This window comes from Paraburkholderia phenoliruptrix (assembly GCF_902859825.1).
Taxonomy (GTDB): Bacteria; Pseudomonadota; Gammaproteobacteria; order Burkholderiales; family Burkholderiaceae; genus Paraburkholderia; species Paraburkholderia phenoliruptrix.
Genome location: NZ_CADIKB010000096.1, coordinates 1 through 3,278 on the forward strand (window position 1 = coordinate 1; position 3,278 = coordinate 3,278).

Genomic DNA, 3,278 nt, shown 5'->3' on the forward strand with positions numbered 1-3,278 from the left:
TGAAAAAACCGAGGCCGGAATTCCGGAACATCGGTATCGGGCAGATATTGACGGCGTACCGGCTGCCGCTTGCCGGGCGGGTGTCGATCCTGCATCGCGTGAGCGGGGGGCTGCTGTTCGTGGCGCTGCCGTTCCTGCTTTACCTCTTCGACCAGAGCCTGACCTCGGAGCTGAGCTTCGAAGGCTTCAAGGGCTTTTTCTCCAACCTCATCGTCAAGCTCATCGTGCTGGTGCTCGCGTGGGCCTACATGTTCCATTTCTGCGCCGGCGTGCGGCACCTGCTGATGGACACCAACCATGAGGCCGTCACGAAAGAAAAGGGCAAGCAGACCTCGATCGTGGTGTTCGTCGTCTCCTCGCTGCTGACGCTCGCCTTTGCGCTCAAACTCTTCGGAGCATTCTAAAAAATGGCAGCCAATAACCGAATCGGCTCGAAGCGTCTGGTGGTGGGCGCGCACTACGGTCTGCGCGACTGGCTCGCGCAGCGCATCACCGCCTGCGTGATGGCCCTCTACACGGTGATCCTGCTCGCGTGGTTCTTCGGCGCGCGCGACTTCTCCTACGAAGGCTGGGCCTCGATCTTCGCCACCCAGTGGATGAAGCTCGCCACCTTCGTCACGCTGCTCTCGCTCTTCTATCACGCGTGGGTCGGCATCCGCGACATCTGGATGGACTATGTGAAGCCCGTGGGCGTGCGTCTGCTGCTGCAGGCGCTGACCATCGTCTGGCTGCTCGCGTGCGCGGGCTACGCTGCGCAGATTCTCTGGAGAGTGTAAAAGAATGGCTGCAATCAAGAATGCCCTGCCGCGTCGCAAGTTCGACGTGGTCATCGTCGGCGCGGGCGGCTCGGGGATGCGCGCGTCGCTGCAACTGGCGCGCGCGGGTCTGTCGGTGTGCGTGCTCTCGAAAGTGTTTCCCACGCGCTCGCATACGGTGGCCGCGCAAGGCGGCATCGGCGCCTCGCTTGGCAACATGAGCGAGGACAACTGGCACTACCACTTCTACGACACGATCAAGGGCTCCGACTGGCTCGGCGACCAGGACGCGATCGAATTCATGTGCCGCGAAGCGCCGAACGCCGTGTACGAGCTCGAGCACTTCGGCATGCCGTTCGACCGCAACGCCGACGGCACGATCTACCAGCGCCCGTTCGGCGGCCACACCGCGAACTACGGCGAAAAGCCCGTGCAGCGCGCCTGCGCAGCGGCTGACCGCACCGGCCACGCGCTGCTGCACACGCTCTACCAGCAGAACGTTGCGGCGAAGACGCAGTTCTTCGTCGAGTGGATGGCGCTCGATCTGATCCGCGACGCCGACGGCGACGTGCTCGGCGTGACCGCGCTCGAAATGGAAACGGGCGACGTCTACATTCTCGAAGGCAAGACCACGCTGTTCGCCACGGGCGGCGCGGGCCGCATCTTCGCGGCCTCGACCAACGCGTTCATCAACACCGGCGACGGCCTGGGCATGGCCGCGCGCGCAGGCATCGCGCTGCAGGACATGGAGTTCTGGCAGTTCCACCCGACGGGCGTGGCCGGCGCGGGCGTGCTGATTACCGAAGGCGTGCGCGGCGAAGGCGGCATTCTGCGCAACTCCAACGGCGAGCGCTTCATGGAGCGCTATGCGCCGACGCTGAAGGATCTGGCGCCGCGCGACTTCGTCTCGCGCTCGATGGACCAGGAAATCAAGGAAGGCCGCGGCGTGGGTCCGAACAAGGACCACGTGCTGCTCGATCTGTCGCACATCGGCGCCGAGACGATCATGAAGCGGCTGCCGTCGATCCGCGAGATCGCGCTGAAGTTCGCGAACGTCGACTGCATCAAGGAGCCGATTCCGGTCGTGCCGACCATCCACTACCAGATGGGCGGCATTCCGACGAACATCAACGGCCAGGTGGTGGGCACGCCGCGCGGCCACGAAGAGGTCGTCAACGGCTTCTATGCGGTGGGCGAGTGCTCGTGCGTGTCGGTGCACGGCGCGAACCGTCTGGGCACGAACTCGCTGCTCGATCTGGTGGTGTTCGGCCGCGCGGCGGGCAACCATATCGTCAAGCACGTGAAGGAGCTGAAGGAGCACAAGCCGCTGCCGGCGGATGCGGCGGACTTCGCGCTCTCGCGTCTGGCGAAGCTGGAGAGCTCGTCCTCGGGCGAGTACGCGCAGAGCGTGGCCAACGACATCCGCGGCACGATGCAGAAGCACGCGGGCGTGTTCCGCACGTCGGCGCTGCTCGCTGAAGGTGTCGAGGCGATCCGCGAAGTGGCGGCGCGGGTGGAGAACATCCACCTGAAGGACAAGTCGAAGGTGTTCAACACCGCGCGGGTCGAGGCGCTGGAGGTGGCGAACCTGATCGAGGTGGCGCGCGCGACGATGGTCTCGGCCGAGGCGCGCAAGGAAAGCCGCGGCGCGCACGCGCAGAACGACTTCGAGCATCGCGACGACGAGAACTGGCTGCGCCATACGTTGTGGTTCAGCGAGGGCGACCGCCTCGACTACAAGCCGGTGCACATGCAGCCGCTGACAGTCGAATCGGTGCCGCCCAAGGCGCGGACCTTCTAAGGCACAGACAAGGAATCCAGAGAAATGGCCAAGCGTACATTTGAAATCTACCGCTACGATCCGGACCGGGACGCGGCGCCGCGCATGCAGACGTATGAGATCGAGATCGACTCGCACGAGCGCATGCTGCTCGACGCGCTGGTGAAGCTCAAGGCGCTGGACGAGACGCTGTCGTTCCGCCGCTCATGCCGCGAGGGCGTATGCGGCTCGGACGCGATGAACATCAACGGCAAGAACGGTCTGGCGTGTCTGACGAACCTGAACGACCTGCCGCAGAAGATCGTGCTGCGTCCGCTGCCGGGGCTGCCCGTGGTGCGCGACCTGATCTGCGACTTCACGCAGTTCTTCAACCAGTATCACTCGATCAGGCCGTACCTGATTAACGACACGCCGCCGCCGGAGAAGGAGCGTCTGCAGTCGCCGGAGGAACGCGACGAGCTCGACGGGCTTTACGAGTGCATTCTGTGCGCGAGCTGCTCGACGTCGTGCCCGAGCTTCTGGTGGAACCCGGACAAGTTCGTGGGCCCGGCGGGTCTGCTGCAGGCGTACCGCTTCATCGCGGACAGCCGCGATCAGGCCACGGGCGAGCGGCTCGATAACCTGGAAGATCCGTACCGGCTGTTCCGCTGCCATACCATCATGAACTGCGTCGACGTCTGCCCGAAGGGGCTGAACCCGACCAAGGCGATCGGCAAGATCAAGGAATTGATGGTTCGCCGCAC

General features: G+C 64.5%; 4 protein-coding genes. All 4 read left to right on the forward strand.

Annotated features, from left to right (window positions below; all coding sequences use genetic code 11):
• Nucleotides 1-404 (forward strand): succinate dehydrogenase, cytochrome b556 subunit (gene sdhC, locus HV711_RS33020; protein ID WP_035485269.1); only part of this gene is annotated, 404 nt, incomplete at its 5' end.
• A 3-nt stretch (nucleotides 405-407) separates the two neighbouring features.
• Nucleotides 408-776, forward strand: coding sequence for a succinate dehydrogenase, hydrophobic membrane anchor protein (gene sdhD / locus HV711_RS33025; protein WP_006047558.1), 369 nt, complete (start codon nucleotides 408-410; stop codon nucleotides 774-776).
• Nucleotides 777-780: 4 nt separating this feature from the next.
• The gene (sdhA, locus tag HV711_RS33030; RefSeq protein ID WP_013591369.1) at nucleotides 781-2,556 is read left to right on the forward strand and encodes a succinate dehydrogenase flavoprotein subunit; all 1,776 of its coding nucleotides are present in this window, start codon (nucleotides 781-783) and stop codon (nucleotides 2,554-2,556) included.
• A gap of 24 nt (nucleotides 2,557-2,580) precedes the next feature.
• Nucleotides 2,581-3,278 (forward strand): succinate dehydrogenase iron-sulfur subunit (locus HV711_RS33035; protein WP_035485266.1); only part of this gene is annotated, 698 nt, incomplete at its 3' end.